Source organism: Peribacillus sp. TH16, from assembly GCF_016651095.1.
Lineage (GTDB): Bacteria > Bacillota > Bacilli > Bacillales > DSM-1321 > Peribacillus > Peribacillus butanolivorans.
Genome location: NZ_JAEKEM010000009.1, coordinates 130464 through 155131, shown reverse-complemented (window position 1 = coordinate 155131; position 24668 = coordinate 130464). Strand labels below are relative to the sequence as shown.

The 24668-nt window shown below is 37.5% G+C and carries 24 protein-coding genes and 5 pseudogenes; 27 read left to right on the top strand and 2 right to left on the bottom strand.

All coding sequences use genetic code 11. The annotated features are described in order from the left end of the window. Positions 1–18: 18 nt before the first annotated feature. The 14 genes and pseudogenes from JFV29_RS14875 to JFV29_RS14825 all read left to right on the top strand — a co-directional run bounded on the left by JFV29_RS14875 (position 19) and on the right by JFV29_RS14825 (position 8968). Complete coding sequence (locus tag JFV29_RS14875) at positions 19–222, top strand: hypothetical protein (protein WP_201184876.1); 204 nt, start codon at positions 19–21, stop codon at positions 220–222. Next, complete coding sequence (locus JFV29_RS14870; RefSeq protein WP_342366592.1) at positions 203–2269, top strand: peptidoglycan D,D-transpeptidase FtsI family protein; 2067 nt, start codon at positions 203–205, stop codon at positions 2267–2269. Before JFV29_RS14875 ends, JFV29_RS14870 begins: the two co-directional genes overlap by 20 nt. 139 nt (positions 2270–2408) lie before the next feature. After that, positions 2409–3218 carry a class D beta-lactamase gene (gene blaOXA / locus JFV29_RS14865; protein WP_201184874.1) on the top strand — a complete coding sequence of 270 codons (810 nt, stop codon included), beginning with the start codon at positions 2409–2411 and terminating at the stop codon, positions 3216–3218. Positions 3219–3696: 478 nt separating this feature from the next. Beyond that, positions 3697–3921 (top strand): AbrB family transcriptional regulator, encoded by a 225-nt coding sequence (locus JFV29_RS14860; protein WP_201184872.1) that lies wholly within the window; start codon positions 3697–3699, stop codon positions 3919–3921. Between the two features lies 1 nt (position 3922). Then, entirely contained in the window at positions 3923–4195 is a 273-nt protein-coding gene (locus JFV29_RS14855; RefSeq protein WP_342366563.1) for a type II toxin-antitoxin system death-on-curing family toxin, read from the top strand. Further along, complete coding sequence (locus JFV29_RS31410) at positions 4186–4323, top strand: hypothetical protein (RefSeq protein ID WP_342366562.1); 138 nt, start codon at positions 4186–4188, stop codon at positions 4321–4323. The genes JFV29_RS14855 and JFV29_RS31410 overlap by 10 nt, the downstream gene beginning before the upstream one ends. 77 nt (positions 4324–4400) lie before the next feature. Then, positions 4401–4688: pseudogene (locus JFV29_RS30570) on the top strand (TrmB family transcriptional regulator); the annotation flags it as partial. A 112-nt stretch (positions 4689–4800) separates the two neighbouring features. Next, positions 4801–4964, top strand: a pseudogene (locus JFV29_RS31725) (MFS transporter); the annotation flags it as partial. 419 nt (positions 4965–5383) lie between these two features. Further along, positions 5384–5608 (top strand): hypothetical protein, encoded by a 225-nt coding sequence (locus tag JFV29_RS14850; protein WP_201184870.1) that lies wholly within the window; start codon positions 5384–5386, stop codon positions 5606–5608. Positions 5609–5824: 216 nt separating this feature from the next. Beyond that, positions 5825–6183, top strand: a pseudogene (locus tag JFV29_RS31720) (ATP-binding cassette domain-containing protein); the annotation flags it as partial. Next, on the top strand, positions 6169–6360 hold the full coding sequence (locus JFV29_RS31715) for an AAA family ATPase (protein ID WP_446728266.1): 192 nt from the start codon (positions 6169–6171) through the stop codon (positions 6358–6360). The pseudogene JFV29_RS31720 and the gene JFV29_RS31715, both read left to right, overlap by 15 nt. Positions 6361–6460: 100 nt before the next feature. Beyond that, positions 6461–6823, top strand: a complete 363-nt coding sequence (locus JFV29_RS14835; RefSeq protein ID WP_201184868.1) for a hypothetical protein — start codon at positions 6461–6463, stop codon at positions 6821–6823. After that, on the top strand, positions 6789–8327 hold the full coding sequence (locus tag JFV29_RS14830; protein ID WP_201184866.1) for an ABC transporter permease: 1539 nt from the start codon (positions 6789–6791) through the stop codon (positions 8325–8327). Before JFV29_RS14835 ends, JFV29_RS14830 begins: the two co-directional genes overlap by 35 nt. 98 nt (positions 8328–8425) lie before the next feature. Next, complete coding sequence (locus JFV29_RS14825) at positions 8426–8968, top strand: hypothetical protein (protein WP_201184864.1); 543 nt, start codon at positions 8426–8428, stop codon at positions 8966–8968. A gap of 358 nt (positions 8969–9326) precedes the next feature. Here the strand turns inward: JFV29_RS14825 and JFV29_RS14820 are convergent, their stop codons facing one another. After that, complete coding sequence (locus JFV29_RS14820) at positions 9327–9506, bottom strand: hypothetical protein (RefSeq protein ID WP_201184862.1); 180 nt, start codon at positions 9504–9506, stop codon at positions 9327–9329. A gap of 574 nt (positions 9507–10080) precedes the next feature. On the opposite strand from JFV29_RS14820, the pseudogene JFV29_RS14815 reads away from it, so the two are divergent. The 11 genes and pseudogenes from JFV29_RS14815 to JFV29_RS14765 all read left to right on the top strand — a co-directional run bounded on the left by JFV29_RS14815 (position 10081) and on the right by JFV29_RS14765 (position 21067). Further along, a pseudogene (locus JFV29_RS14815) lies at positions 10081–10790 on the top strand (IS6 family transposase). Positions 10791–10897: 107 nt separating this feature from the next. Then, positions 10898–12967, top strand: a complete 2070-nt coding sequence (locus JFV29_RS14810; RefSeq protein WP_201184860.1) for a sigma-54 interaction domain-containing protein — start codon at positions 10898–10900, stop codon at positions 12965–12967. 160 nt (positions 12968–13127) lie between these two features. Beyond that, positions 13128–14252, top strand: coding sequence for a M20 family metallopeptidase (locus JFV29_RS14805; protein ID WP_201184858.1), 1125 nt, complete (start codon positions 13128–13130; stop codon positions 14250–14252). Positions 14253–14257: 5 nt separating this feature from the next. Further along, positions 14258–15019, top strand: a complete 762-nt coding sequence (locus tag JFV29_RS14800; RefSeq protein ID WP_201184856.1) for an SDR family NAD(P)-dependent oxidoreductase — start codon at positions 14258–14260, stop codon at positions 15017–15019. 58 nt (positions 15020–15077) lie between these two features. Continuing rightward, positions 15078–16433: a glutamine synthetase family protein gene (locus JFV29_RS14795; protein ID WP_201184854.1), complete on the top strand. Its 1356-nt coding sequence runs from the start codon at positions 15078–15080 to the stop codon at positions 16431–16433. A 19-nt stretch (positions 16434–16452) separates the two neighbouring features. After that, positions 16453–17901, top strand: a complete 1449-nt coding sequence (locus JFV29_RS14790) for an NAD-dependent succinate-semialdehyde dehydrogenase (RefSeq protein ID WP_201184851.1) — start codon at positions 16453–16455, stop codon at positions 17899–17901. Positions 17902–18347: 446 nt separating this feature from the next. Further along, positions 18348–18494, top strand: a complete 147-nt coding sequence (locus tag JFV29_RS31135) for a Spo0E family sporulation regulatory protein-aspartic acid phosphatase (RefSeq protein WP_201187843.1) — start codon at positions 18348–18350, stop codon at positions 18492–18494. Positions 18495–18637: 143 nt separating this feature from the next. Beyond that, positions 18638–18821: pseudogene (locus JFV29_RS14780) on the top strand (IS6 family transposase); the annotation flags it as partial. 203 nt (positions 18822–19024) lie between these two features. Further along, positions 19025–19420, top strand: a complete 396-nt coding sequence (locus tag JFV29_RS14775) for a VOC family protein (protein WP_201184849.1) — start codon at positions 19025–19027, stop codon at positions 19418–19420. A gap of 24 nt (positions 19421–19444) precedes the next feature. Then, entirely contained in the window at positions 19445–19816 is a 372-nt protein-coding gene (locus JFV29_RS14770; protein WP_201184847.1) for an MmcQ/YjbR family DNA-binding protein, read from the top strand. A gap of 54 nt (positions 19817–19870) precedes the next feature. Further along, positions 19871–21067, top strand: a complete 1197-nt coding sequence (locus JFV29_RS14765; protein ID WP_201184845.1) for an aminotransferase class I/II-fold pyridoxal phosphate-dependent enzyme — start codon at positions 19871–19873, stop codon at positions 21065–21067. 55 nt (positions 21068–21122) lie between these two features. On the opposite strand, the gene JFV29_RS14760 is transcribed toward JFV29_RS14765, so the two are convergent. Beyond that, the gene (locus JFV29_RS14760; RefSeq protein WP_201184842.1) at positions 21123–21341 is read right to left on the bottom strand and encodes a hypothetical protein; all 219 of its coding nucleotides are present in this window, start codon (positions 21339–21341) and stop codon (positions 21123–21125) included. A gap of 244 nt (positions 21342–21585) precedes the next feature. On the opposite strand from JFV29_RS14760, the gene JFV29_RS14755 reads away from it, so the two are divergent. Together JFV29_RS14755 and JFV29_RS14750 are read left to right on the top strand one after the other, a co-directional pair. Further along, positions 21586–22470, top strand: a complete 885-nt coding sequence (locus tag JFV29_RS14755; protein WP_201184840.1) for a hypothetical protein — start codon at positions 21586–21588, stop codon at positions 22468–22470. Between the two features lie 555 nt (positions 22471–23025). After that, entirely contained in the window at positions 23026–24645 is a 1620-nt protein-coding gene (locus JFV29_RS14750) for an amidohydrolase (RefSeq protein ID WP_201184838.1), read from the top strand. Positions 24646–24668 lie beyond the last annotated feature (23 nt).

The following is a 24668-nucleotide window of genomic DNA, read 5'->3' as shown; positions in this document are numbered from 1 at the left end:
AAAAAGGAGTTGTGTAAGGTGAGTAAGTGGAGAGACAGAATGACCTCCATCCGTGTTCTACTGGTGATTATCAGTAGTGTGATATACACTATTTTTCCTCAGCCTCTTACACTCAGTTTATTCTGCATCGTCGGCATAGCTTGTGTCAGTCTGACGACGCTAAACGTAAAAAATAGGAAAAAAGCGAGGGGACAGGACGTTGGTGGAGAGGAAGAAGACTAAAAAAAATCGGACGAAATCGGCCAGGCTGAATATTATTATGACAGTTGTGTTTGTATTGTTTACCGTTCTGGTTTTCAGACTGGCCTTTGTACAGCTCAATGAAGGGGAAATGTACGAGAAGAAACTGAATAGCACCAATGTGAAGGAAGTGAGATATCACCTACCACGAGGAAAAATATACGACAGGAACAATCAAGTGATTGTCGATAATGAAGCGTCAAACATCATTGTCTATACTAAAAGGGGAAATGAAACAGACCAGGAACTGCTGGAAGTTGCTACGAAACTCTCCGCGTATATATCGATCAAAACAGACAAGATTACAGAACGAGACATGAAGGACTACTGGATCGTGACCCGTCCTAAGAAAGCACTAAAGAAGCTGACAGACAAGGAACTGCAGAACCAAGAGCTGACAAATAAGGAACGTTATCAGAGGCAGCTGGACCGGATTGGTGAATCCGATTTAAAAGAAATCGGAAATGGTGAAAAGAAGGTCCTCGCCATTTTAAGAGAAATGAAGAAAGGCTATGCCTATACCCCTCAGCCAATCAAGGTCGAACATGTAACAAATCAGGAATTAGCACGAGTGAGTGAGGCACTGAATGAAATTCCTGGAGTGGATATTTTGACGGATTGGGAAAGGACTTATCGGTATGGGGAATTATTCCGTTCCGTATTGGGAAGCACGACATCCCGGGAGGAAGGAATTCCGAAGGAGAAGCTGGACGGTTACTTATCAAAGGGTTACAGCAGGAATGACCGGGTAGGAAAAAGCCAGTTGGAATACCAATATGAAGATGTCCTCAGGGGCTCGAAGTCCGTGACAGAAATTGAAACGGATAGAAAAGGAAACATTGTTAGAACCCATGAGGTCTCCGCCGGTGAGCCGGGTAAGGATCTTATGCTAACCATTGATATAGGTTTACAGGAGAAGGTGGAAGAGATACTTACTGCTGAACTGATTGATGCCAAGAGGAACGGAGGTGGGGCATTCCTAAATAAGGCCTTTGTAGTCATGATGAATCCTGTAACGGGAGAAGTTCTGGCTATGGTTGGGAAACAGATTGAAGAAGTCAACGGCAAGTGGGTAGCGACCGATTATGCCCTTGGCACTGTCAATTCATCTTTTGAAATGGGATCATCCGTTAAGGGGGCGACAGTACTTTCCGGGTATGAGAGTGGGGCCATCCAGCCGGGCCAGTCTTTCCTGGATGAGCCAATCTATCTGCTGAGTACCCCAGTCAAGAAGTCAGTACGAACGATGGGGATGGTCAATGACCTGACTGCATTGAAGCAATCCTCCAATGTCTATATGTTTAAGACGGCTATGAGTATGCTTGGGAAGACCTATTATAGAAACATGAAGCTGCCGCTAGATTCGAATGCCTTTGAAACGTTTCGCTATTATTTCAATCAATTCGGACTAGGGGTAAAGACAGGAATCGATCTCCCGAATGAAGCGAGCGGATATCGAGGCCAAGGCGGCTCCCCAGGCTATTTGCTAGATTTCACGATCGGCCAATATGATACTTACACTCCCATGCAACTGACTCAATACATATCGACAATTGCTAATGGAGGATATAGGGTGCAGCCTCACCTTCTTAAGGAGATCCGCGAGCCGCAAATGGAAGACCAAGATCCGGTCATTTTCCAAAGCGTCTCTCCTGTTTATCTGAATCGCATCGACATGGATAAGCAAAAGGTTGAACGCGTGCAAGAGGGATTCCGAAAGGTGTTTCACGAACAAGGCGGAAGCGCTGCCTCCCACTTCAATAAACAGCCATACAAAAGCTACAAAATAGCCGGTAAAACGGGGACAGCACAATCCTTTTACTATGATCCTGAATTACGAAAGACATATACAGATAAACCGACGAACAACCTAACACTGGTTGGGTATGCTCCCTACGACAATCCTGAAGTCGCTTTTTCAGTAGTCGTCCCAAATGCCAGGACAAACTCCCATCCAATTAGCCAGAAGATTGGACAGGGAATCATGGAAGCATTTTTCGAAGATGATGATCAAGATCAGCACGAATGATGAGTATATGGATAGGCTGAAAGGGCAGCTACTTTTGTGTCTTTTTATTGCTTGAAATTTTCAGGGAGTTCAATTGTATAATGAACATTTCAGTTTTCTATGTTTATGAGATGATTAAATTAAGTGAGGGAAATCGAATATGAGAAAACGAAAGAATTTATCATTTTTTTTAGCACTTATTGGTGCAGTTGTTCTATTAATTACAAGTGTCCAACTACCAAGTGAAGCGAATGCTTCCAAGGGCAAGCTGAATCATAAGAAGTTCGAGGTCGATGAATTTTTTACGAACCATGACGGAACGTTCATATTACGTGATATGAAAAGAGAAAAAACATTAGTCTATAACAATGAACGCGCGAATCAACGATTTGCACCGCAATCGACTTTTAAAGTGCCAAATTCACTCATTGGGTTACAGGTAGGAGCTGTTGAAGATGAATACGACATTAAATATTGGGATGGTGTTGAGCGAGAAATCGAGGTCTGGAACCAAGATCACACGCTTGGGTCTGCTATGAGAAACTCTGTCGTTTGGTATTATCAAGCTATGGCTCGTGACATTGGAGAAAATCGAATGGAGGAATGGGTTCAAAACATTTCTTATGGTAACCAAGATATTAGTGGAGGAATTGATCAGTTTTGGTTAAGTAGTTCACTCAAAATTTCTCCAATAGAACAAGTTGATTTTATGGAATCATTGTATAAAGAGAAGCTTCCATTTGATAAGGATGTATTGAAAACCGTTAAACGGATGATGATCCAGAAGGAAGGAAATAACTATACCCTTTACGGAAAAACAGGTCAAGGGTCAGGCATAGGGTGGTTTGTCGGTTTTATAGAAACGGACAATCGGGCGTATAGCTTTGCTACGAATATTGCTGGAACAAGTACAGACGCTAAAAACATTACAATAGACATTTTAAAGAAATATTATTTAATGGCAGAGTAAGGGCAGGAAATTTAATTATTAACATAATTTAAATATATAAGATAGGTCCTGCACTATTGTGGAACAACATAAGTAGGAAATGATCAAACTTTTTTATAAAAACGAAGCTGCTGAAAATGAATCCATTTTGATCAATCTTTTGTCAAAGTGGATTCATTATTTATTGGAATTATGGATTAAATGGAATATACTACCGATTGAAAAAGTCATCAAATATGGATAGAAGATAAAAAATCGATCGGTCTTCGACTTAACCTGGTAAAACAAAATCACTTAGGGGTGTATCAGCTTGGTACATTGGTTCAGAAACCCCTGACATATGTATGTATATCATTTTAATCAATAGTTTAACAGAACAACCTTCAGATGATGGAGGTTGTTCAGCTTGTAGAATAAGGTCCCCTTTTAGGGTCTAAATCTGCAAGCTTTTTTGTGTAGTAATAACAATTATAACTTTCTTTTGAAGGAGGAATGAATAATGACCATTAGGAAATTACCTAAAGTCGGCGCAGTTGAAATGTTGAAAACTGCAAATTTAACTTTTGGAGACGAATTAGAGGTTGAGTTCAAGGGTGAAGAAATCATTTTAAGGAAAAATAAAAATGTGAAATTACCTAAAGGTGTAGATGCAGAATTTATGGAAATATTTTCAGACGTTATTAAAGGTCATGACGAAGCATTCAAGGGATTGATGGATAGATAATATGACGTTTATAATCTATCTTTCCACTATTCAAATTATTGCTATTAATGCCATTCAAATAAAATTTTATTCTCCTACTGAACAAATCGGAGTGAAAGATCCCGGTCTCCTTGATTCTGCAGTGAACAAACCCAGACAAACTATATTAGAAAATGATGCTTACCCATCTATTCATAAAAAGGCTGAAGCATTATTCGAATCCATTTCAAAAAATCATGCGTTCCACAACGCAAACAAGAGGACAGCACTCGCTTCCCCCCTATTATGTTTCTGAAGATCAATCATTATCAATGGATAATGGGAATAGAAGAAGAACAGGATTTTGTTGTAGATGTCGTTAACCATAGGTATGATTATAAAGCTATCGCAATAATCATCCAAGAGAACATAAAGGCTTTATAAAGGGGTTCGAAATTGATAACTAATTGCTCCCTTATTTCGCTAACAGGTGCATTACTTTAATACAGGGTTGCTTCGGCAGCCATCATTTTTACATGGATCCGGATTTAGTTGTAGAACGGGAAGGGTGGTCGTCTAACCATTATTTCACGGGACAATGAAGAAGTATTATTTGCCAACTTTCCTTCAAGTACAGCAGCACGGGCTATTAAATCACAAGATACAGCACTTGTTTTAGTTGCAAAGGAATATATTAGGTATGACCTAATGTTTTCTGAACTAGCCAAAGAGGTTGATCTGCATAGAGCAGGGGAACTCTGGAAAAAAAACCCTAACCTATTGAAGTTACAGGAAAACGGTTCAAGTAATTTGGACCGTATTTTCTTTGTCTTTTTCTATAATAATTAGGTTAATAATCTCTAAGATGATAAATAAGCTCTTCGGATAGGAAGACAGAATAATGTCCAATAAAGCTGAAGTATTAAAAAGTATAGGGAAAATCGACTAGGTTGGTTACAAAGATACATTGATTCTCCAGAAAAAAACAACAGTTATATCGACGTTCTTTGTGGATTGTTGTCATATCACAAATATTCGGGGGTGCAGTTCTTGCAGCTGGAGTAACCGTAGGAGCACTTCTTGTATAAGACATGTTGAGTACAGATAGTATGGTAGGGGCTCCGACTGCATTATTCAGAATAAAAAAGTAGACCCCTGATGTTAAATAGCTTTTGCACAGAAGAGCAAAGGTTTGTTCATTTATCCTTAAATTTCCATAGAGTTGAATTTTGCAGTGAAATAACTAGTTATGTAGCGGAAATTTTCCAGAATGCCAATCTCAACACTCAACATGCATCTCAAGAAAAAAAGAAGAAGGGCATGTTATCGAAAATTATTCAAAATAGGTATATTTTTACTTAATAGAGTTTATTTTTATAAAAATGGTATATTAAATGGTGAATATTGTATATGTGTGTGATGTTTAATGGGAGTTTTTACAAAATTACAAGGAGAAATATTATATTTTTAAACAGCAGCTGAGAATAATTCATTAGGGGGAAAAGTGAATACTATTAGCCCTACTACTTCAGTAATTACTCAAGCTGCTGCAGCTAGTAGTGTTTATTATCCGGATTTATTTATTATATCTTTTAATCAAGAACCGGATGTACGTGGATATCTATCAAAGTATAAGACTGCTGGAACTTATAAGTACTATAGATGTTATTTATACCGTGACGATTTACCATATCCAATGCCAGCTAGTACAAAACTAATAGAAATGTAGTAGAATAAATATTATGCTCTTGCTTAACATTCTTTAAAAAGACTGTTTCAAGAGCTTTTCTTTTATCAACAATCTGATAGTCTAATAATCATATTTCTTTCAAATATTTAATTTCATTCATTATCCTGTTCAAAAAATTAGTTTACCAAATAATAGGGGTGAACAAAATTGATTTTATCTGTTAATAACATACATAAATCATACGGTAAAGAAGAAGTGTTGAAGGGAATTTCATTTGATATAAACAATTCTGAAATTGTAGCTCTCGTAGGTCCAAATGGTTCTGGCAAATCAACACTTCTAAATATTATTAACAACTTGTTACCTGCAATAATGGTAAGGTCAATATACTAGGAGGAAGTAATAAAGATCCAGAAGTATTTAGAAAAATTTCTTTCATGCAGGATAACACAGTGCTTTATGATTATTTAACGGGATATGATCATCTCCAATTTATCGGGGACTTGCAAGGGATTACAAAAAAACATATTTTTGAAACCGCTGAAAGAATTGGGATAGATGGCTATTTGAATAAAAAGGTGGGACACTATTCACTCGGAATGAAGCAACAATTATTATTGGCGATGGCGCTAATCAATCAGCCGAAATTGATGATTCTTGACGAGCCACTGAATGGACTCGATCCAACCAGTGCAATAAAGGTCCGCGAACTATTATTAGAATTGGCTGAACAAGGAACGGCCATTCTTTTATCATCACATAATTTAGCGGAAATTGACAAAGTCACATAACATAGTCGTCTTGGATATCGAAAAGAAAATTTTAGGCATCGAGGAACGATATAAGAAAATATTCTTTAGTAGCGATGGTGTGTCATGACGACCTTTCTGTTTGAACTTAAAAAATTTGGCGCCAAAAAAGCTACTTTGGCTATTTATTATTATTCTATTCTGTATAAGTGGACTTTTTTTTCAAAATTATCAAAAGCAGTCTACCATGTCGGAACGTGCCTCTAAAGCTATCGAACCTTATATCGCAGATAGTAATACAAGCTATAATAATTTAAAAGCAATTGAGATGGAAGGTTCTCTAACTGAATTACAAACAAAACAGTTAGAAGAAGTGAAAAAAGTAGGAAAAGACATGCTTCAGAAATTCATGCTCAATGTTCGGTATTTTATCCCATTTCCCATTATAAATGGCAGCTTTCCAATCAACTTTGCAACAGTATGTTACACATGGTGGCGAATTTGAATCCTTGGAAGGAAGCAAACTGGAAAAGGCAATGAAGAAAAATGATTGGCTTTTGGCTCATAATCTATCATATGCGGATGAAGCCTTTCCAGTAACTCCGGTATTATACCTTAAAGACGTTATTATGCTTCTTTTTGGGAGCGGCTCCATCTTCCTTTTATTGTTGTTTTTTGGGAATACTATTACCACAGAAAAAGAACATAATACCTGGCGAATCTTAACGACCCGACCAATTCCTAAGTGGAATATAATTGTAGGTAAATATATCAGCTTGCTTTTCATGTTGTTTATATTCTTAGTGATGATTCTGAGTATAGGCATCATTATTCCATTGATTTTTGGAGATCGAGTATTCGATTTTCAGTATCCCCAATATGTTTCTACGGGTAAAGTGTATAGCTATATTTCAACGTCTAGTTATGTATTAAGAGCATACATGTTTTTTGGGAGTGCTTGTCTATTTACTTTTGCAGTTGTAACCCTATTAAGCAATTGGCTAAAGAACTCTTTTACATTGATACTATCGACTTGTTTTATCTTAGTCGTTGGCTATTTCACAACAGACGATCTTGTATTTTTCCAAAATAAATGGAATCCTTATCAAGTTTTTCATTTTAGTGAATTGATAGCAAATATTCCTAAAAGTACGGATTGGCTGTATCTTCTTTCGGCTCTGATATGGAGTATCAGTTTGGTTGGAATATCCATAATTTTCAGTGAAAAGGATACTGGTTTGTTCAATTTTTCGGGTCATAAAAAACCATTTTGGAATGGACAAACGAAAAGAAATGTTAGATCCATTTGGACAATTTCAGTTTTTGAATTTCGAAAAGCACGTCGTAGAGGTTTAATGAAGCAGGTAAACTTGCTATTTTCATTTTTAATAATATTAGGGTATTTTTTTCTTGCAGAGGAAACGGAAGATAAAGAAAAGGAGTACGTCAAACGAGTGCATGATGATGCTCAGCAAGTAGAAATGTTGCTTCTACCAACAGTGAAGGAGAGCATTGCTACATTAGAAAAAGAACAACAAACGGAAAATATCCAATTAGATTTAATGAGAAATACTTTAGCATACGGTACTAAAATGATTGAAAAAAATAAAGATGCAAACGCTTCCTATGAACAAGGAGATTGGCGACCTTTGGTGGACTACCAACTTTTTCAAAATCGGGCTGCCAACGGAGATATTGACACGGGACAATTGGTAATAGACTATAAAACGGAGTTAGGTCGATTTTCAATTGATGACAGTATTGCTGAAAAAGAATGGTTGATTGAACATGATATTCGTCCGATTTTTTCCGGAGAATATGTTCGAACGATATTTTGGGATGCGGACCTAAAAAGTGATGTGCTGAAAGCCAATCAAAAAATTGATAATAGTGGTCTTTATTCTCTTTATTACTTTTTTGAGAATTATTTATACTTTATATTAATACTTCCATTTTTATTTTTATTTGGTTCAGGATTGGCTGGGGAAAGAGGAAAGAAGTATACCTGAACTTTTTAAAAACACAGCCTATTAAGGAAAGGGGTATTTTAACAGGAAAAACTCTAACTGCAGCCATTCTTTCGATGATAAGCTGTGCAGCATTATGCTTGCTTTTAGTTTTGGTAGGTACACTTTTTAATCGCTTCGGTGATTTGAACTATCCGGTTTTATACTATGATCACCCAAGCATTGTTGAATCGGTATCCTATACAGGGCATGTATCTAAAAACGGTGGCTTTCACTTTCTAGCTTTAGGGGATTATTTATGGGAAAGTATGTTTCTAGTTTTCCTTATTTTACTGTTGATACTTGTTTTATCGAACTTTCTATCCATCTTTTTAAAGAATACATTTACTATTTATATAGCTACAATCGCAATTTTTACAGTAGGATATGTAGTCAGCACCCAAATTCTAGAGGATTATTCCTACCTATCCCCTTTTACGTATCTTGATATTCCCAAAGTGGTTAACGGGGAGTTAACAATGGTTTTGAATCAACCCGGCATACAGGTTAAAACTGGATGTATTGTCCTTATTGTTTCAACGGTCATCGTTTTAATAACAGGGTACCTATCATTTTATTTGAAAACCCGGACTCACCGTCCATTAAAAATAGGAAGAAGTAAAGACTTATCAAATAAATTTTGAAGGTATAAGGAACTGAATTTAATGTTCTCAATTCTTATGGAGATATAAAAAAGACAATTGAAAATGTTAACCAATTAATCTATTGCTTTCATTTCCAACATGCTATTTTGTTTTCACTAAAAATTTTAACGGAACTGAAAGTGAAATTTACCCTACAATAGCAAGTGTTTTAACAACAGAACAGGGAACAAAGTTTAATTACAAAAAATTGATACTTAATTAATATTTTGCTGCATAGTTTTTCTGATCTTATATTAATAATAAGAAACATCAACACAAAATGAGCTTGGAAGTGCATCCAAGCTCATTTATGTAATTCATAACCTATATAATAAATCCAGTAGTTTAAATGAACCAATTAATCCTCTTCAATATTCTCCATTTTTATATTTAAATCTTCAGCTTTAATAATTATCATGAATTTTATTTTCTTAATATATCCATTTTCACTTAAATTCAAATTATTTCCACCGCTAAAAAAGAATACGTATTCTGAAAATTCATCATCATTTCCTTCATAATAATTAATCTTCTCCACATCTTCCCACGAATAAGTATATTCTTTCAGCGATAAAAGAGTAGAATATGAAATTGAATCTTCCGATAATGATTTATAAGATTGAGAAGCTACATAAAAGGAAGTTATACTCAACAATATTTGCTAAAGATAGATACAAGCCTAAAATAAACTAAAAAACGGAAATAATAACATAAGATAATGATTTTTAAATGTTTCATTTTGTATATTTAACAGAAAATCTACTAGAAGAAAAAGTCCAGCGAGATAAATTACACCAATCATAATATAGAGTGTAGTTTTTATAGTTTCCTCCTTATTATTATTATTATAATATTTTTTTGCTGGTTGACTATTGTATAATAAGTAATATACTTACATAATGTGAATATTTTACTATTTTAAAAGGAAATTATAATTAAACCAGCAAAGAATCTATTAAAAATTGGAATTTTATCTTTATCCTTGGGTATAGCAAACTCACATGCTTTTGCAGAAGGAACGGTTCTGGTGCAAAAACTTCAAGACAATGGCAATTAATCTTTAAATCTTGGACATACTGATACTATTAATCTAAAAAAGGTGCGTGATCAGTATGGAAAAGCAAAATTTATTCAAGAGGAAACATTATCAACTCGATATTATTCTTCTAACCGTCAGATGGTACCTACAGTACAACTTGAGCTTTCGTAATCTTGTGGAAATGATGGAGGAACGAGGATTATCGATGGCTCACACGACAATTATGCGTTGGGTTCATCAGTATAGTCCTGAATTAGACAGGCGACTTCGTCGTCATCTAAAACGTACAAATGATTCATCGAGAGTAGACGAAACGTTTATCAAAGTAAAAGGTTTCAATGGATGTATCTGTATCGTGCAGTAGATTCCGAAGGAAACACCATTGACTTTTACCTGAGTAAAACAAGAGACCAAAAGGCTGCAAAGTACTTCTTCAAGAAAGCTTTGCGGTCTTTTCATGTTTCTAAGCCTCGTGTCGTAACTGTCGATAAAAATCCAGCGTATCCTGTAGCCATTCAACAGCTAAAAGACGAGTAAAAGATGCCTGAAGGCATCCAAATGAGACAAGTGAAATATCTTAATAATATCGTAGAACAAGATCATCGTTTCATTAAGAAAAGAGTACGCTCCATGCTGGGATTCAAAACGTATGAAACTGCTACTTCAATAGTATGTGGCATTGAAGCCATGCATTTGATGAAAAAAGGACAAGTTCACCAAGGGGTGAAGTCTGCCCAAAATCGAAAAGAATTCATTGATAAACTGTTTGGCATCGCATCATAATCCGTAAGTTAGCAGGAAATTCATGTCCTATGTTTTTTTGAAATCATCTTTGCACCAGAACCCTATATAGAATATTATTTCATCCAGATTAAAAGGAGAATGGAAATATGCGTTCTATTAATATTGCGATTATTTCAGGTTCACAGAATACCAGTCAATATTTAGCCAGGCAGTTGAGTGACCTTTTAGGCAAATATTTATCTTTCGTTCCTTTTTCGAAGGAAGAGTGGGTGAAGAATGAGACAGATTATGATCTCATACTACTAAGTACCCAGACGATCTTTACCCACCAGCCGCTCCTAAAAGTAAAAACATCTTTAGAGAGCATGGTTATCAGACGTACGCTGTTAAAATCCAGCTGGGACAAAGTCTTATCGATCCAATCCGGTAGCAAATGGCTGCTTTATAACGATGAACGAGAATCGGCAGAAGAGACTGTTTCTTTACTTTACGAGCTTGGAGCTAGGCATATCGAACTTATTCCAGCTTTTCCGTCTATGGAGAAAATCCCTTCTATTACAAGTGCAATAACGCCAAATGAATATAAAATTATACCTCCAAACATCACAGAGGTTATTAACATAGGGGAGCGGGTAATTGATGTAAGCACCATTGTCGATATATTGACTCGGTTTGACTTATTGCAGGAAGATACACAGCATATTGTTTCCGATTACACGAAAAAAATAATTACTCGAAGCCAGGGTCTCCATGTCACGATGGAAGGATTGATAAAAACAACAAAGGTTCTTCAGCAAACCGTTAACATGGTCCAAGATGCAGTAATCGCCTATGACCACCAAAAGAATATCACGATATTTAACAAAGCTGCGGAAGAAATATTTGCTCTTTCCTCTTGGGAGGTGGCAGGAAGAGATATTCTTTCTCTTTTTCACGACGAAAAACTAACAAGAGAGACTTTAGACACTCCTTTTACAGAAGTTCCTTTTATAATAAGAAACCAACAGGTGATCATGAACCATATAAGTATTGAAAATGGGGAAGTAGAAACCGTTTCGGGAGGAGTTCTAATCCTTCAAGTTGCAAAGAAGTTAGAAGAACTTGAGTTAAAAATAAGAACCAAGTTGAAGACGTCCGGTCATCAGGCCAAATATACATTTCAGGACATTATTACAGAATCCGAAGAGATGATGATGCTGATCGATATGGCAAAAAAGATGGCTCAGAGCGATCTAAATGTACTTATTCTAGGAGAAAGTGGAACGGGAAAAGAATTGTTTGCCCATTCCATTCATCAGTACTCGACTCGTGCAGCATTCCCATTTGTTGCAGTGAACTGCAGTGCTTTATCAGAATCACTGCTTGAGAGTGAATTATTTGGTTATGAAGAAGGGGCATTTACAGGGGCCAGAAAAGGAGGCAAGCCTGGACTATTTGAGCAAGCACATCGAGGAACCATTTTTCTTGATGAGATCGGAGATATTTCCTTATCTTTTCAGAAACGGCTCCTTCGGGTTCTACAGCAAAGAGAAGTCCTAAGAGTAGGGGGAACAAAAGTGATTCCTATTGATGTGAGGGTTATTTCTGCTACAAATCGTAACCTCTTAGATTTCGTCAAAGAAGGGAAATTTAGAGCTGATCTATATTACCGCTTGAAGGTATTACCCCTGTCCATTCCACCTTTGCGAGAGAGAGGAAAGGATATCCTTCAACTAGCTAACTTTTTTCTTCGTCGTAACGGATGGAATAAGAATTTATCAGCAGCCGTGTCGGAAGTGTTTCTGCAATATCATTGGCCAGGAAACATCAGGGAACTACAAAATACTATGGAATACTTATCGATTATGAATAATGGTCATATTACAACTAAAGATTTACCGTTTCTTGATTCTCTTGCTTACAAACCCATGGCTACTACAAATGTGGATAAACCCCTAAGCGAATTTTCTAAACTGTCCAAAGAAGACTTAAGCCTATTTATTCTCCAGTCAATCCTCAGTGAAAGACAAAAAGGTAGAAGTATTGGCAGGCGAGGCCTATGGAATATAGCCCAACAGAGGACGCTGCTTACCAGTGAAACTGAAATACGTATTCTACTAAAAGAGCTTCATGAAAAGCAATGGATTAAGGTTGGTAAGGGAAGACAAGGATGCCATATAACAGAAAAAGGATTGTATCAATTACAAAATGGGGTAAACGGGATAAACAGGATTTAATGAACTCTTAAAACCGTTTATCCCATTAAATTAGAGAAAAAATCCCTTTGCATGGTTTAATAAAAGTTGGCATACTTTTTGCATTATAAGTTAGAGTATTCCTAATTGACGTAATATTAAGAAAGAGGTGAACGGTTTTAAAAAAAAGGGGAGATTTGATTTGAATAAAGAAGTTGTGCCGGCTTGCGACATTAAACATAAAGATTCTATTGAAGGGCTTGCCTGTGAACTTATTCGTATGGAAGCTACCACATCAGAACGTATTAATGCCTCCATTGGATATTGTGCAGAATGGCTAAGACAAAGAGGGCTTACTATAACTTTGTTGGAGAATCAGGGATTAATGAGCCTTGTTTGTATCGTAAATGAAGAGAGAGAGGGTCCTACTATTATACTAAACGGACATGTAGATGTTGTGTCAGCTGCCTCGGAAGATTTCAGCCCTCGGATTGAAGAAAGGAAGTTATTTGGGCGAGGAAGCTATGATATGCTGGGTTCCGTTGCTGCAATGATGCACGCTATGGTTGATTTGTCTAAAATGGACCTTCTGGTAAAAATCATGCTCTGTATAGTACCAGACGAGGAACGTGGTGGATTTGATGGAACAGGCTTCTTAGTTGACCAAGGATATCGTGGGGAAATTGCCATTTGCGGTGAACCTACCAATTATAAAATTGCTGTTCAAGCTAAAGGTGTACTGCAATTGAAGATGGAGGTTTCTGGCATAGCTGCTCACGGCAGTCGACCGTGGCTAGGGGAAAACGCGATTCTTAAGGCGATGAAATATTGTGAGGCTATTGAAGCTATCGAGCAAATCCAAAAGACCAATTTATTTTTTACACGCCCTTCCTTTAATCTCTCGAAGATTGAAGCGGGCAAGGGCATCAATCAGGTTCCTGATCAATGCACGTTCCATTTAGATATTCGATATCTACCAGGTGAAGAAGTAAGCGAAATCATAGAGCAAATTCAACGTGCTGCTCCCGATGCAAATCTGGAAATTCTCGCTCAAGGTGCACCTGTGCTGACGGATGAAGGTCACCCCTATGTAGTCCAGTTAAAACAAGTCACTGAACATTTTTTGAACCGGAAAATTGAATTCTTTGGTCAAGACGGGACTGCAGATACAAGATTTTACGCCAACTATGGAATACCAGCGATTGAATTTGGGCCGGTGGGGGCAGGACATCACGGTCCCGAGGAATACGTTGAAATCGAATCACTTTATAGCTTTAAGGAAATTTTAAAGCTATTTGCTATTAATCTAGTAAAAATGGAGGAGTAAAAGATATGAAATTAAAAAATAAAGTAGCAATTATTACAGGTGCAGGATCTGGCAACGGAAGAGGGATTGCTCTTCGTTTTATGCAAGAAGGGGCTCATATTGTTATCGCAGATGTGAATGAAAAAGGGGCTCAGGAAACAGCAGAAATGGCTCCGCAAGAATCTAAGGTATTAATTGTTAAAACGGATGTAACCAAAAAAGCGGATGTGGAACAACTGGTAGCGAAGACAATGGAGACGTTTGGAAGAATCGATATTCTTGTCAACAATGCTGGAATTGTTGGCTTCACTCCTTTTTTTGAACTTGGTGAAGAAGAATGGGATCGTATTCATGATGTGAATTTAAAAGGTCCGTTTTTCTGTACTCAGGCGATCGCCAAGGAAATGATCAACCAGGGAACAAAGGGGAGAATTATTAATATCACCTCAGTTGAAGCGCATGTTATTGTCTCCAGCAGTGGAAGCTGTCAGCCGCACTATAATACCTCAAAGGGTGGGCTTAATCTTTTGACAAAAGCAACTGCTTTTGAGTTAGCACGTCATGGCATTACAGTAAACAGCTTGGCACCTGGGGTAGTTCAAACACCATTTACTGAACAAGGACTTAAGATCCCACAAGTGAGGGATTGGATCATCGAGCGTCTTCCGGTTGGAAGAGTTGGACAACCGGAAGATATTGCCAATGCAGCGCTATTCTTAGCACTTGACGAATCCAGTTATATAACAGGAACGACACTGTTTGTTGATGGCGGTTGGACCATTCAATAAGTTCATGGGAGAACAACTTCTCCCATGATGAACTAAAACACAAGGAGGCATATAAATCATGATAGATCTCAATCGTTTACAGGATATGGTTGTCAATGGACATATTGAAACCGTTATTATTGCAGCTGCAGACATGCAAGGGAAGCTTTTCGGAAAGCGTGTTACTGCAGACTATTTTTTAGAGTCAGCTCAGAAGGGAATTCACGCCTGCGCGGTTAATCTTGTTTGGGACGTCAGCCTCGATTTTCAGGATAACTATGAATTTTGCAGTTTAGACAATGGACTCCATGATATGGTGATCAAACCTGACATGTCAACGCTAAGGCTCTATCCGTGGTGTGAAAAAACGGTCCTTGTTTTAGGAGATTTACAAAATAAGGATCAGACTGAAATTTCAGTTGCTCCCCGTACAATCTTAAAAAGGCAAATTCAGCGCGCAAAGGATTTCGGATATAAAGTGAACGCTGCGAGTGAACTAGAATTCTATTTATTTAAGGAAACTGAAGATACATTGCGAGAAAAAAACTATCATCAGCTTTCACCGCTGTTCCCTTATCCTGTTGATTATTCAATTAATCGCCTCACACGTGACGACAGGTTTCTAAGCAAGATTACTCGCCATTTGACGATGGCAGGCATACCTGTGGAATCCATCAAAGGGGAATGGGGCAAGGGACAATACGAAATTAACTTAAAATACTCGGATGCACTTAGGATGGCAGACCATACAGCCGTATACAAAAATGCCGTGAAAGAATTGGCTGCCATGGATGGTTTAACGGCAACTTTCATGGCCAAACCAGTAACTGATGACTCCGGAAGCAGCGGACATACTCATATTAGTTTGTGGGATTTACAAAGTGGGAAAAACTTATTCTATGATCCGTTGCAAGAGCACGGCATCTCGAATACTGGACGCTATTTCCTAGGCGGTGTAATGGAATTAGCTTCAGAGTTCATGCTTTTTTATGCGCCTTATATCAACTCTTATAAGAGGCTGATTGCAGGAATGGGAGCACCCAATACGTTAACATGGGGAGTAGACAATCGCACAACCTCTTTCCGCAGTGATGGAAAAGAGAAATCGATGCGCCTTGAAAACCGTGTACCAGGAGCAGATGCTAATTTTTACCTAGTTATAGCAGCATGCATTGCTTCAGGACTCTATGGAATTGAAAACAAGATTGAACCACCTGCATGTACAACAACGAACGCATATAACCTAAGCAATATAGGGTCTCTGCCGCTTAACCTTATGGAGGCTGTAGAACGCTTAGACCACAGTGAACGAGTAAGAGCCTTGCTGGGTAACGATGTCGTTGATCACTATCTAACAGCTGCAAAGATGGAAATTCAGGGTTATTTATCTGAAGTAACTGACTGGGAGCGAAGAAAATATTTTGAGTTTATTTAATATAGAGGGAGAGGAAGTAATGCTAAGAGCTACGGATGGGAATTTTATGTGGATTAATGGAGAGAAAGTAACGGCATCTAAGGAGATGGATGTCATCAATCCAAGCACAGGCAAGATTATAGGAAAGGTTCCAGATGCAGATGAAAGCCAAGTGGATCAAGCCATTGCTGCAGCTTCCGATTCCTTTGAAAAATGGGCAGAGCTTCCGGCTGATCAAAGAGCTGTTTATCTTCAGGCGTGGGCCGATAGGATTTTAAGAAACCAAGAAAAACTAGCCCGTCTTTTATCTATGGAACAAGGGAAGCCGCTAAACGAAGCGATGGGAGAAATATATGGGACCCAGCTCATTATTCGATGGTTTGCCGAGCAAGGCAAACGGGTGTATGGGGAGATTGTCCCTTCTTCTCAACCGGGTAAACAGCTATACGTTCTTAAAAAGGCGGTGGGAGTAGTAGGGCTGATTACGCCATCTAATGTTCCAGCTGCTATCTTGGCAAACAAAGTTGCTCCAGCGCTAGCTGCCGGCTGTACGGTAATTTTAAAGCCTGCTGATCAGACGCCGCTCATTGCCATTGCTCTTATAGAAGAATTGATAAAAACTGAAATCCCTAATGGGGTTGTCAATATCGTGACAGGTAATGGTAAGCTGATTGGAGATCAATTAGTTAAAGATGAGCGCGTGAAGAAGATTGCATTTACTGGTTCTACACGAGTTGGCAAATTGATTATGGAGAATGCTGCCTCACATATTAAACGGTTAACACTAGAATTAGGCGGTAACTGTCCAATTATTGTGTTCCCAGATACAGATATTGAAAAAGTTGCGGATGCAATTATTGCTAACAAATTTGAAAACTGCGGACAGGTTTGTAACGGAATCAATCTCGTCTATGTTCACGAAACCATTCATGATGCATTGATTAATGCCCTTCAACAAAAAATGTGTAAACTAACTTTCCGGTTAGACGGTCAATATGAAGGTGACGTAGGTCCTATGATTGATGAAGGATATAGAATGAAAATTCAGGATTTAGTAGACGATGCCTTAGCAAAGGGAGCGACAATTCTGGCTGGTGGCAACTGTGTAGTTGAAGAACCGTACCGTAACGGATACTATTATCAGCCCACCCTATTAAGCAGAATCACACCAGAGATGAACCTCACAAAGAACGAAATTTTTGGTCCCATTCTTCCGGTGATGGCGTTTCAAGAGGAGGACGAAGTTTTACAGGGCTGCAATGAAACGCCATATGCTCTAGCTGCATATGTCTATACAAAAGAAGCCGCTCGAATGCATAGGTTAATGGCCCGTTTGGACTTTGGAAATGTTGGTGTTAATACCACTTCTTTAGCGTGTCCTCAAGCACCATTTGGAGGAACAAAAGAAAGCGGATTGGGAAGAGTCGGAGGACATCAGGGACTTGAAGAGTATTTAGAACTTCGCTATGTAGCATTGTTACCTGAATAGATTTTAAAAAGGGGAGGATGTTGAATGGAATTAAACGAACAAATTCAAAACCCTGTTGCTTCAGAACCAGGAAGGAGTGCTGGGGTAGGATATAAACAGGAACTGAATCGGGCCTTAACCTAAAAGATTTAATAATATATGGGGTTCTGGTGCAAAAACTTCAAGACAAATACAATTAATCTCTAAATCTTTGATACTATTACTCTAAAAAAGGTGCATGATCAGTATGATGCATACTGTATAAACTTTTAGTTTATATGAAAGCCGTTAGGAGAGACTAAAAATCTTTCAACTTCCTAAAATGACAAAATTCCCAATAAATTATAAACACTGTAAATACCTAACCGATTATAATAATACTTTTTAAAAAAATAGGCTAGGTGATGATCTAGTTATTTAAAAACCACACTAAGACATGTTGTCCCCAATGTGATTTATTATTACAAATAGAAACAATCAGAGAACGAATGATATCTACTGCCCTTAAAAATGGCTTTATAGATTTCCAAACGATAGAGCTAAGTCAGAATCTAGATCAGCTGTTGAATAGATTAATATCAACTGATTCTGGACTAAATTGCACAGCTATTTAGTCCTTTATTTTTTCTTCAAGATGTATCTATTATACAAAACGGTTCTGGTGAAAAAATTTAAGACACTTGCAATGAATCTCTAAATCTTGGGCATACTGATACTATCAGTCTAAAAAAAGGATGTGTACCTGTATGAAACAGAAATGATTCTTCTCACAGTAAGATGGTACATACGGTACAACTTGAGTTTTCGTGATTTGGTGGAAAATGGAGGAACGAGGCATATCCATAGCTTACACAACCATTATGCGGTGGGTCCATCAATATGGTCCTGAGCTGGATAAGAGAGTCCGGTGTCACTTCAAACAAACCGATTCTGTTGGTCGGAACTAACTATATTTGAAGAACGGTTCCTGTGGTCTTTCTAAAAATTTATGACAGGATGTATGATGAGGCTCTAAAAATTGATTTAATCTCAACTAAAAATAATATAAATTGAATTTATTTCCACACCCGTTATAATAATAAATAGGAATTTGTAAGCGAACACACTGTATAATTTTAATTCTTGTAAAAAATAGGAGGAAATCATGGGAAGATTAGTTCATTTCGAAATTCATGTGAATGACATGGAACGGGCAAAGAAGTTTTATGGAGAGGTATTCGGATGGTCATTTCAAGATTGGAGTGATTATGCAGGAATGCCTTACTTTGGAGCAGTAACTGGCGATGAGAATGAACTTGGGATCAATGGTGCTTTGATGCAGCGTCAAAGTGCTCCGCCGGAAACAAACCAAGCTTTAAATGCATTTGCTTGTACAATGGGAGTGGAATATTACGATTTAACGGAAGCTAAAATTATGGAGAATGGCGGCAAGGTCGCAAAGCCCAAATATGCCCTGCCTGGAATGGCGTGGCAAGGATACTATATTGATACCGAAGGCAATATATTCGGAATTCATCAACCAGATGTGAATGCAAAATAGATTCGATAATAGGTGATTTAAAACATGAAATTACAAGACACGGCAGGCATGCTTGAAAATGTACGCAATATCTGTCTTGCGCTGCCCGAAGCTGTTGAACTTATTGACGGTTTCGGTCACAATACTTTTAAAATCAATGGAAAATCCTTCGTGATTTCAGGTGAAAGAGAGAAAGGATTCAGCTTATCTTTCAAGTCAGATCGGGACACTCAAGAATTATTGCTACAGAATGAGAATTTTTTCAAAACACCGTATATAGGACATCACGGTTGGGTCTCTATTCAAAATCCGGATAGGGAAGACTGGGATGAATTGACCGATCTAATACAAGAAGCCTATTTACGGGCAGCACCGAAGCGTTTGGTTAAGAAATGGAATGATTTGCATAAAAAGTGAAGTAAGGCGGATGATCTGCCTTTCTTCACTTTTACGGAAAGGTGTATGGTCAAAGTGAATGTTGAATCTTTTTTTTCTGAAAACATTAAAGCGGCACTTAAGAATGATCCGCCCGGTGCATGGATGCCAGATCTTCCAGATGGTTGTATTCGCTTGAGTTCAGGCTATCCGGATCCTGCTCTCGTTCCTGCTGAGGAGCTCAAGGGAGCAGTAGCAAGACTTCTTGATGAGGAGCAGGATTTGCCGCTCCATTATCTCGGAAGTCCACGTATTGCAAGACTGAAGCAGCAACTCCAGATAAGATTGGCAGAGCGTGGAATTTGCGTTTTGGAAGAACAGCTTTTGATTACATCAGGAGCTTGCCAGGCGATTGATCTTATTGCCCGCATTCTCCTTGATGATAAAGCGGTCGTAGTGGTGGAATCTCCCACCTACATGGAGGCTTTAGAGATTTTTCAAAACTATACGAAGCAAATTATTAGTATACCTATAGATGAACACGGACTCCAAACATACCGATTAAAAGAAATGCTGGATGAAAGGAAACGTACAGGTCTCCCCCTCCCGCGTTTTCTATATACCATCCCATCCTTTCAAAATCCAACTGGGACGACTATGACAACTGAGCGTCGGAAGCATTTATTGGAGCTTTCCATCGAGTTTGATTTCCTCATTTTAGAAGATGATGCATACGGAGAATTATCCTTCGATAAAAGTCCGCTGCCAATAAAATCTTTTGATAAACGCGGACGAGTCCTTCACGTGGGTTCATTATCCAAGGTTGTGGCGCCAGGAATGCGAATTGGATGGATAGCAGGAGAAAGTGAATTCATTAAGGCTTTAGAGTGGTTTAAAAAAGATTTAGACCATCCATTTGCTCAAAGTACAATGGCTGTATACTTAGAAAACACCGATCTTGAGAAACGACTCGACCTTTTAAAAGATGTGTATCGTACTAAATGTACTGCGTTAATCCGTTCGATGGAACAATTTCTTCCAGAATCCGTTTCCTGGTATGTACCAGATGGTGGTTACTTTGTATGGGTGAGGATTCCAGGTGTTGATACTTCGCATTTATTATCACAAGCTTTAGCTGAGGGTGTTTCATATGTTCCAGGGAAATACTTTTTCTTGGATCAAAAGGATGGAATCGAGTTTCTCAGGCTCTCGTTCAGTTATGCCAATGAGAAAGAAATAATCAAGGGAATTCGAAGACTAGGACAGCTTATCTCATCTGTTTATCAAAGATAGTCCTGAAGGATTGTTAGTTAGTTGTGTTAATCATTGCAATGATTAACACTCTAAGCTATTTCGAAGCTTTTTTGAAAATGAATTTGAATACGCCTACTTCCTTAAAGGAGGTAGGTTTTTTGATAATGAAAGGATTCTTTATCTCTTTCGCGATGATTTTATGGACAAATGCTTTCATTCTTTGCGTAAACGAAACCATTAGTATTGCAGCACCGGCCAAGATTATAAGAAAAATTCCGAGTAAACTTAGCAAAATCTTCTTAGTTTTACTCATAAATCCCCCCTTTCTTTAACACCTAATTTCATTATTTTCCATATTATCCTAACGTTTGTGTAGCATATAAAGATCCTAAAAATATTAGAATATATGAACTTGAAAGTCTAAGAAATTTGAGAGACCTCATGAATATTAGCAGTTTTGTTTTCTGTGCTTTGTGAAACTATTTGAATCCCTCTACATAATAGAAATATTTTGATACAATATTTTAGTAAAGAGGACCTCAAAGGGAGCGATTTTCTTGGATACTTTTCAAAGAGAAATGAATCATAATCGAGATGAATTCAGAAGAACTAGATGGACAATGCATCGTGAACAAGTTACAGGATTATTCGATGCTGTTTTTTTGAAAAAAGGTTTAGTTGATAAAGTAGCAATATTTGGTGCAGGCAATTGCGATGATCTAGATCTTGACCATCTTGCGACTAAATGCAACTCCATTTATTTATTCGATATAGATATAGAAAGTATGAAAAAAGGTACGAAGCATTTTTCAGAAAGTACTCGTAATAAAATCAAACTGATTGAATTCGATGTAACAGGGTTGAATAAAATAGATTTTGAACATAAGCTTTCTTTTTTGCTAGAGCGCGGGGAAAAAGCCGATGATATTGTAAGATTTCTGAAAGATACTGAGAGTCAGTTAGGTCAGATAGCGGATGGAGTTTTCGCTGATTATATTAATCATTTTGATATCGTTGCAACATCCGCAATTTATACCCAATTATTTTATAATTGGGCAATAGATACACTTTCTGAATATGAGCACCAATATGAGAGGGAAGAAATAGAAAAGATTAAGGATGGCTTTCTTGACTTAAGAGATCAGATTGTACTTACCTTACATCACTCAATTTCTAAATGTTGCGTTGAAAATGGGTTTTATATTACATGGTCTGATATTTTAAAGATAGAGCCTGAGTATATGGATACTTTTAATAAAGGGCTTAATGCCATCTTTGCTTTAGCTTCTAATGTAGGGTATGGTGCAGCCCTGATTGGAATAAAAGATTTTATGGGAAAAGCGGATAAAAGTGAACTATCCCTTAGATATTGGCCATGGGATTTTAATGAAAATAAACAGTATTTGACTATGGGGCTTATTGGGAGGTTTCAACAGATTTAATAGTTGAAATAAAAAGAAGAAATTTAAAAGGATAGATAAAGCCATCTCATAGGCTTTATCTATCCTTTTCTAGTAAGAAAAAGTCTTCCTTCAAACATTTCAAAGTAAAAAGGAATACCACTCTGCAGGAGATTTAGTTTTGTGTGAATTGAATTCTATAATTCGTATTGCGAGTTAGAATATTCCTGTTCAATAGAGGTTACATGTAGGTGGATATCAATTCTTGCTTTCTCTATATCCTCCTTTATTATGCCTCAACAAATAGGTAATTTTACCACTGGATAATTTGCGAATAAGACATAATCATATGAAAAGTATAAAAAATCGATGAAATTTTTAACTTTTTGTCTAATGTATATAATTCCTAATGTAGATATAATGAAACTACTGAAAACTGAATATTCAAAATTGTGGTCCTTGGAGGTATCGGACGAGTGTAAGTATTGTGAGAATACTAGTCAGCATTATTTTGGTTATGAAAAAGGGATTTACAGATCAGAAATAAGGTTTTAAATACTGTCTCTTTAAAAGCGAAGTTCAATAAGGGGTGTGTTTATGCAAGCTGATATTGTGTTCATTAACGGAGAAGTTATTACAGTTGATCAAAGGAATAAAGTAGTCGAAGCGGTAGCGGTGAAAGGGAATCGTATCTCAGCAGTTGGTTCAAACCGAGAAGTTAAGGACTTTATCGGAGAAGAAACGAAAGTGATTGATTTGCAAGGAAAGACACTACTTCCAGGATTTATTGATGCTCATATTCACCTTATTTTATACGGGGTTAATCAGTTGGCAGTAAGTTGTAAAGATGAGCATATCAAATCTATAGAGGATTTGTTAAATGATTTGAAGGAGAAAGCATCAACCATCCCAAAAGGTGAATGGATACGTGCTTGGGGATTCAATGAGACGGTTGTGAAAGAAAAGCGTTATCCAACAATAGCCGAGTTGGATGCAATTTCAGTCGAACATCCAATTATAGTATCCCGTACATGCAGTCATATAAGCGTGGTTAATAGCAAGGCGTTAGAGATTGCCAAAATTAATGAAAAATCTGAAAATCCTACAGGAGGGATTATTGAAAAGGATAAGACGGGAAGGTTTACAGGCAGATTAATTGAAACAGCAAATATGATAATGACTGAGATTGCAAGTTATACAGAAAGTGAACTTATGAAAGCAGTGAAAATTGCGTCAGAGCATTTCGTTGCAGCAGGCATAACAAGTATTCATGAAGCAGGTGCTTATGGTCCTGAGAGTTTCCGTTTACTTCAACAAGCTGTTAAAAGTAAGGATATTCGTGTTCGTATATATGCAATGATTGGTTCATTAAATAATTCTCATGAATTTGTTAATAAAATGGTAGAAGCAGGTGTAGTAACCGGTACCGGGGACGAAAGATTCAAAATTGGACCGGCTAAATTATTTACAGATGGAAGTAGTACTGGTCCTACGATTGCCACTCGTGAGACATACTCCAGTGACCCTGACAATTTTGGCATTCTTTATTATAGTGAAGAAGAAATCTATCAAGTTTTAGGACAAGCACATAAAAAAGGCTATCAAATCACTGTGCATGCTCAAGGGGATAGAGCGATTGAAATGTATTTAAATTGTGTAGAAAAGGCGTTGGAGGAATCACCAAGAAAAGATCATCGCCACAGAATTGAGCATGCGGGGATCTCATCGCCAGATTTACAAGAGAGAATGAAAAATCTCGAACTCATCCCTATCCCAAACCCTCCATTTCCTTATGAATTCGGGGATATATATATCCAACACTATGGTAATCGAGTCAACCACATGTATGCTGTTCGTGATTTTATTGATAATGGCATCATTGCAGCAGGTGGTTCAGATGCTCCAGTTACTGATTATAACCCTTTATTAGGTATTCACGTTGCTGTTAATAGAAGAAGCCAATCTGGTTCTGAAATAGGTGTTGCTCAATCGATTAGCGTAATGGAAGCCATTAAACTATACACTTGGAATGGCGCCTATGCGAGTTTTGAAGAAGATATTAAAGGCAGCATAGAGGTAGGCAAGTTGGCAGATTTCGTGGTTTTAACTGACAGTATTTTAAAAGTTAACCCGCTTCATATTAAAGATTTACAAGTAGAATCAACGATTATAGATGGTGAGATTCTATATCATAGAGAATCATTAGTGGAAATATAATCTATCGTAGTGGGTGCTTCACA